6 protein-coding genes are annotated in these 6,257 nt (G+C 75.9%); 2 read left to right on the top strand and 4 right to left on the bottom strand.

The window, feature by feature from the left end; genetic code table 11:
* The first annotated feature begins 350 nt into the window (after nucleotides 1-350).
* On the top strand, nucleotides 351-1,061 hold the full coding sequence (locus ACIA8Q_RS22510; RefSeq protein WP_396317594.1) for an alpha/beta hydrolase family protein: 711 nt from the start codon (nucleotides 351-353) through the stop codon (nucleotides 1,059-1,061).
* Between the two features lie 79 nt (nucleotides 1,062-1,140).
* On the opposite strand, the gene ACIA8Q_RS22505 is transcribed toward ACIA8Q_RS22510, so the two are convergent.
* The 4 genes from ACIA8Q_RS22505 to ACIA8Q_RS22490 form a co-directional block, all read right to left on the bottom strand.
* The gene (locus ACIA8Q_RS22505; protein WP_387903917.1) at nucleotides 1,141-1,716 is read right to left on the bottom strand and encodes a GNAT family N-acetyltransferase; all 576 of its coding nucleotides are present in this window, start codon (nucleotides 1,714-1,716) and stop codon (nucleotides 1,141-1,143) included.
* A 108-nt stretch (nucleotides 1,717-1,824) separates the two neighbouring features.
* Complete coding sequence (locus ACIA8Q_RS22500; RefSeq protein ID WP_360211442.1) at nucleotides 1,825-2,364, bottom strand: universal stress protein; 540 nt, start codon at nucleotides 2,362-2,364, stop codon at nucleotides 1,825-1,827.
* Between the two features lie 206 nt (nucleotides 2,365-2,570).
* Nucleotides 2,571-3,242: a helix-turn-helix domain-containing protein gene (locus ACIA8Q_RS22495; RefSeq protein ID WP_360211444.1), complete on the bottom strand. Its 672-nt coding sequence runs from the start codon at nucleotides 3,240-3,242 to the stop codon at nucleotides 2,571-2,573.
* Nucleotides 3,243-3,549: 307 nt separating this feature from the next.
* The gene (locus ACIA8Q_RS22490) at nucleotides 3,550-3,942 is read right to left on the bottom strand and encodes a ribonuclease (protein WP_387903911.1); all 393 of its coding nucleotides are present in this window, start codon (nucleotides 3,940-3,942) and stop codon (nucleotides 3,550-3,552) included.
* Nucleotides 3,943-4,244: 302 nt separating this feature from the next.
* On the opposite strand from ACIA8Q_RS22490, the gene ACIA8Q_RS22485 reads away from it, so the two are divergent.
* Nucleotides 4,245-5,834 carry a carboxyl transferase domain-containing protein gene (locus ACIA8Q_RS22485; protein ID WP_360211446.1) on the top strand — a complete coding sequence of 530 codons (1,590 nt, stop codon included), beginning with the start codon at nucleotides 4,245-4,247 and terminating at the stop codon, nucleotides 5,832-5,834.
* Nucleotides 5,835-6,257 lie beyond the last annotated feature (423 nt).

The raw sequence follows: 6,257 nt of genomic DNA, 5'->3' as shown, positions 1-6,257 counted from the left end.
GGCCCGGGTCGCACGGACTCTCCCTACTGAAAGTAGGACGTGCTCTGGTAGCACCACTGACGCCTGACGAGGAATCATCTCCCTCGCAACGAGAAGAACACTAACACCCGAACACCGGAACGCCCAAGCCGCCCGATCCACCCCGGAAAAACGGAAAGGGCCCGGCACCCCGAAAGGCACCGGACCCCGTCCGGAATAGAGCGCCAGGCCCGGGTCGCACGGACTCTCCCTACTGAAAGTAGGACGTGCTCTGGTAGCACCACTGACGCCTGACGAGGAATCATCTCCCTCGCAACGAGAAGTACAGTACCAGCTCCGTGACCAGGCGCAGAACCGGAGGGGAACCCCGCATGACGAGCATTCGACCCGAGGTCGTTCCGTACGCGGACGACAGGCTCATGGACGTCCACCGCCCGCCGGCCGGTGCCGCCGGGCCGGCTCCCGTGGTGCTGCTGTGGCACGGCCGCGGGGCCGACGAACGCGACGTGCTGCGGCCGCTCGCCCGGGAGGCGGCCGCGCTGGGTCTGCTGGTGTTCGTGCCGGACTGGCGCTCGGACGGGCCGGACGGCGGCCGCGCCGAGCTGCTCGCCTCGCTCGCGTGCGCCCGCCGCGAGGCCGCCGCCCACGGCGGGGACCCGGAGCGCCTCGTCCTGGCCGGCTGGTCGCTGGGCGGCCGGGAGGCCGTCGCCGTGGCCACCCGTCCGGACACCTCCGGTGGCACCCGCCCCGTCGCCGCCGTCGGGATCTCCTCCAGCTACGCCCGCCCCTCCGCCGTCACCGGCGACGCCCCGCTCGACCGGCTGGCCGCCGCCCCCTCCCCCGTGCCGGTGTGGCTGGTGCACGGCACCGAGGACGAGGTCGTGGGCCCGGAGCACACCCGGAAGCTCGCCGAGGCCCTGCCGGCGGCCGTGCTGCTCGAACTCCCCACCGACCACGCGGGCGTGGTGATGACGGCCTACGACGCCGGGGCCGGCCGTTGCCTCCCGACGGACGACCCGGGCGTCCTGCACGCCGGCCGCCGGACCGCGGCCGTCCTCGCCGAGGCGGCCGGCCTCCGCTAGGCCGTGCCACCCGGGCCTCCCGCCCGGGCCGGTCAGGACACGCCCCCGCACCGCCCCCGGAACTCCAGGCCGGGGACCGTCACCGCGCCTCCGCGGCGGCGGAGGCATCGCTGCGGCTGCGGGTCAGCCGCCAGACCAGCTCCTCGCCGCTCCCGCCCGGGGCGGGGTGCTCGGCCGGGCGGCGGAGGCGTTCGGTGAACCCGAGGCGGGCCGGGACGGCACCGCTGGCGCGGTTGGCCGGGTCGTGGACGACCTCGACGTGGTCGACGCCGGGAAGGCGGAACGCCTGGTCGACCAGGGCGCGGGCGGTCCGGGTGGCAAGGCCGCGTCCGGTGGCGGCGGGGTGCAACCAGTAGCCGATCTCGAGGCCCTCGCCCGGGGCCTCCGCGCCGCGGAACAGCACGCCGACGCCGACGATCGCCCCGTCCACCACGATCGCGTAGCTGAACGCCTCGCCGCGGGCCCAGAGCTCCTGGCGACGGGCCAGGAACTCGGCGGTCCTGGCCAGGCTGTGCTCGGCGACCCAGGGCATCCACGGGCGCAGGTGCTCCAGCGACTCCTCGATGACCCGGAAGAACTCCGGGAGGTCCGCCTCGGCGTCGAACCGCCGAAGCGTCAGGTCGTCCAGTTCGATCACCTGCTGGGGAAGGTCCATGCCGGGAGGATCGTCCGGCGGCAGCACCGCCGCAACAGGATTTCGAGCTGCGCCCCGGCCGGCCGGCGGCGGCCGTCCCCGCCTCCCCGCCCCCCGCCCCGGCGGTCCTCAGCCGCCAGCGGAGAGGATGCGCAGGTCGTGGCCGCGCTCCAGGGCTTCGAGGTCGTGGTGCAGCGGGGAGCGGGGAACGGCGAGCACCGGGCAGGTCGCGTGGCGGACGCAGTACGCGGTGACGGAGGGGCGCAGCAGGCGGGAGAAGCAGCCCCGGCTCCGGCCGGCGCCGAGGACGAGCTGGTCCCCGGGCTGGTCGGCGCAGCGGACGAGGGAGTGCCCGGCGTCGCCGCGGACGGTCTGGCAGCGCAGGCGGACTCCGGCGTGACGGCCTGCGAACGCCTCGTCGAGGACCTGCCGGAGGCGGGTGGCGGCGGCCTCGCGGCTGGCGGTGAGGACCGGCGGGCAGGGCGTCCGGTGGTGGCCGAGCCCGTCGCCGGGCGGGATCCAGGCCAGGACGGCGAGGACCTCGGCGTCGGTCCGGCGGGCCTCGGCGACGGCGTGGTGGAGGGCGGTGAGGCTGCCGAGCGAGCCGCTCACGCCGACGACGAACCGGCCGGCCGCGCCGCCTCTTCCCCCGCCACCGATGTCTGCCATGGTCCCCGCCTTCCGCCGCGACCCGTACCGTCGCTCGCCCTCGACGCGCAACGCCGTACCGTGCCCTGCCACTGCCGAACATCGTGCCGTACCGCCGCGATCGCGCGCCCTGTCGGAACCAGCGAACCCGGGTGCGCCGGGCACCGGGTGCGGTGTTGACGCGGTTCTGACGCGCGGGCCCGCGTTCCCTACGCGGACCTGACGGCTCAGGGTCCGGGCGCCTCGGCGTCCCAGAGGTCGGCGAACATCCGGTCGAGGTGTTCCTCGCCGATCGGCGGGACGGGCAGCGGGTGGGCGGCGCGGGCACGGAAGCCGTCGAGCAGCAGGGCGAGGTAGCGGCGCCAGAGGTCGGGGCGCAGTTCGGTGGCCGCGGGGAGGGCGCGGCAGAGCGGGCCGAGCAGGAACAGCAGGTCCATGGTGACCACGTCGCGCCGCATGGTGCCCTGCTCCTGGGCGCGGGCGATGAGCGCGCCGACGGTGGCGGCGTGCCGGCGGCTGATCTCGATCATGCCGGGGATGGCCGGGATGGCCTGGGTGACCAGGTCGTTGACGCCGCGGTCGGCGGCGACGAGTGCGAAGATCCGGCCGAAGTAGTCCTCGAGGCCGGTCCAGGCGTCGTCGGCGGCCAGTGCTTCGTCGCCGGCGCCGGCCAGTCCGGCGGCTGCGTCGGCGAAGACCTCGCCGATGAGGGCCTCGCGGGTCGGGAAGTGGCGGTAGAGGGTGGCGTTGCCGACGCCCGCCTGCTTGGCGATCTGGTCCAGGGGGACGTCGAGTCCGTGCCGGGCGAACATGTCGCGGGCGGTGGCGAGCAGGAGGTCGCGGTTGCGCTGCGCGTCACGCCGGAGCCGTCCCGGGGGGTTCGCGCTGCTCGGTGCCATGCCCCGACCCTAGCGCGTGTCCGACGGTCGCCGCCGGGCGTGCGGCGCCGGGGCGGGGCGGCGCCCGACCGGCCCCCCGGGGCGCCGGGCTCCCGGTGTCCGGGCTCCCGGCGCCCCGGGCATCCGGCCCGGCGGCCTCGGCGGGGAAGTGTGCCGGGGCCACCGGGATCGGAGGGCTCGGCCTACGGCCGCCGGCTGCGGGCGGCCCGGCGTCCGGTCGAGCGAAGGCGCGAGCGGAGGTGCGGGCGGAGGTCCGAGCGGAGGTGCGGGCGGGCCCGGGCGGCTCGGGGCGAGCGCGCCGGGCGGTTCAGCAGCCCTGGTCGATCAGGGAGAACGAGGCGTAGTGGTCGCCGGTGTAGTAGTCCTCCTGGTAGGCCTCGCCGGTGATGATCCGCCGGGCGCCGCGGGTCGGGGCGCCCGGCGTGATGACGGTGTACTCGTGGTAGTAGCCGTAGGACCGGCCGGGCAGGACGTGCTCTCTGTTCTGGAAGACGACGCCGTCCTGGGAGTACGGGAACGGCCCGTCGGTGGCAATCAGGTCGAGGGTGTCGGACGCCTCCGGGGGGAGGGCGGACAGACACACCGTGCCACTCACGTCGGCGTGCGCGTCGGTGGCGACGGCAACGGGCGCGAGGGTCATCAGGGCGACGGCGGTGACGGCGGCAGCGCGGGACTTCCACGCGCGTAGAGTGCGAGTCATGCCCCTCAGTCTGGCGAGCCACCGACAACTCCGGAACCCCCGCGCGAAGTATTAACCACCAGGTAACTCCGCTGTTCAGCACGTGACTTGACCCGTATCCCGAGCCCGGCCGAACCACTCCCGCGCCGTCCACGAACCGCCCCGGCCCGCCCTGGGCCGACCGCCGTCGAACAACCGGAACCGCCGGTCGGCCGGCCGCACTGTCGGCCTCCTCACACCTTGCCCCGGCTCCCGTTCCGCCCCCGCCCGGCCGCATAGAGTGCGGATCATGTCGGGCCGCAACGACCGCTGACGGGGTGGGCATGGGAACGGGCACGAGGGCAGGCACGGGAACCGGGACGGACGCCGGACTCCCGCTGACGGCCCGGCAGTTGATCGGACTGCTGGTCGACCCGGGCAGCTTCCGGCGCTGGGACGAACCGCCGGCCGGCCCGCCCGCCGACCCGGGCTACCGCGCCTCGCTCGACCGGGCGCGCGAACGCACCGGACTGGACGAGGCCGTCCTCACCGGCGCCGGCCTGGTCGACGGTCGGCCGGTGGCACTGGTGGCGTCCGAGTTCGGCTTCCTCGGCGGCTCCATCGGCGTCGCCACCGCCGAACGGATCACCCGCGCCGTCGAACGCGCCACCGCCGAGCGGCTGCCGCTGCTCGCCCTGCCGGTCTCCGGCGGCACGCGGATGCAGGAGGGATCGGCGGCCTTCCTCTGCATGCTGCGGATCACCGCCGCCGTCCAGGCCCACCGCGCGGCCGGCCTCCCCTATCTCAGCTACCTGCGGAACCCGACCATGGGCGGCGTCTTCGCCTCCTGGGGCACGCTCGGCCAGCTCGTGTTCGCCGAGCCGGGCGCCCGCCTCGGTTTCCTCGGCCCGCGCGTGTACGAGGAGCTGCGCGGCGTGGAGCTGCCCGCCGACGTCCAGCGGGCCGAGACCCTGGCCGAGCGCGGCCTGGTCGACGCCGTGGTGGCCCCCCAGGAGCTGCGCGAACTGCTCCGCCGCACGCTCGCCGTACTGACCACCACCCCCTCGCCCCTTCCTGCCTCCCCCCTCCCCGCTTCCGGTCTCCCCCTCCCTTCCGCTCCCCCTCCCTCCTCCTCCCTTCCCCTTCTCCCTTCCTCCCCCTCCGATCCCCCGGACGCCTGGGACTCCGTCCGGCGCACCCGCCGCCCCGACCGTCCGGGCACCCGCGAGCTGCTGCGCCACACCGCCGGGGACCTGGTGCTGCTGGACGCCCCCGGCGGGCGCGACGGCGCCCTCGTCCGCGCCCTCGCCGTGCTCGGCGGCCGGCCGGTGCTGGTCGTCGGGCAGCAGCGGCGGACCGCGGACCACGAGCGGCCCTTCACCGCCGCCGACCTGCGGGCCGTGCGGCACACCGCGCGGCTGGCCGAGGAGCTGGGGCTCCCCCTGGTCACCGTGGTGGACACCGCCGGTGCCGAACTGTCCGCCCAGGCGGAACTGGACGGGATCGCGATCGAGATCGCGCACTGCCTCACCACGCTGCTGGCACTGCGCACGCCCGTCCTGGCGGTGCTGCTCGGGCAGGGCTCCGGCGGGGGCGCGCTGGCACTGCTCCCCGCGGACCGGGTGATCGCGGCCGGGCACGCCTGGCTGGCGCCGCTGCCTCCGGAGGGCGCCTCGGCGATCGTCCACCGGGACGGCGGGCACGCCGCCGAGCTGGCCCGCGCCCAGGGCATCGGCGCGCACCAGCTGGCCGCGGTGGGGCTGGTGGACGAGGTGGTCGAGGAGCGCCCGGACGCCGCCGACGAGCCGGAGGCCTTCTGCGCCCGGCTCGGCGAGGCCGTCGGAGCGGCACTCGGCGGGTTGGCGGCCCTACCGGGGCCCGACCGCCTCGCGGCCCGGGCCGTACGGCACCGGCGCCTGGGCGACCTGCGCTGAGCCCGGGGCCCGGGCCACGCCGCACCGCACCGCACCGCACCGCAAAGGGCAACGCCCGGGCCGCACCGCACAGGCCAGGGATGAGGCCCGGGCCACACCGCGGGGGAGGTCCCGGGCCCTCCCTCGCCGACCCGGGGTGTGGCGCCGGTCTCAGCGGCGCCGAGATCGTCTGTACCCAAAGTGGCGCCCGCGAATCGGCGGGTGACGGCCGGAACGGGCCGCTCGGTGAGTGCGCTCACAGAGGAATCCCGTTTACGACGGCCGGTAGTGGCCGCGACGAAGCGCCCGGGCTGCCCGGACACCCCTCCGCGGCGGGACATCCGCGCAGCTCACATGGGGTCGGCGCGCCCACGCGCGGCCGACCCTTCGAATCCACGGCCCACCCCGCCCGTACGACCGGGGGTCGTAACGAGGGGGTCTTGG

This window comes from Kitasatospora sp. NPDC051705 (assembly GCF_044453265.1).
GTDB lineage: Bacteria > Actinomycetota > Actinomycetes > Streptomycetales > Streptomycetaceae > Kitasatospora.
This window is presented reverse-complemented; position numbering and strand designations above follow the sequence as displayed.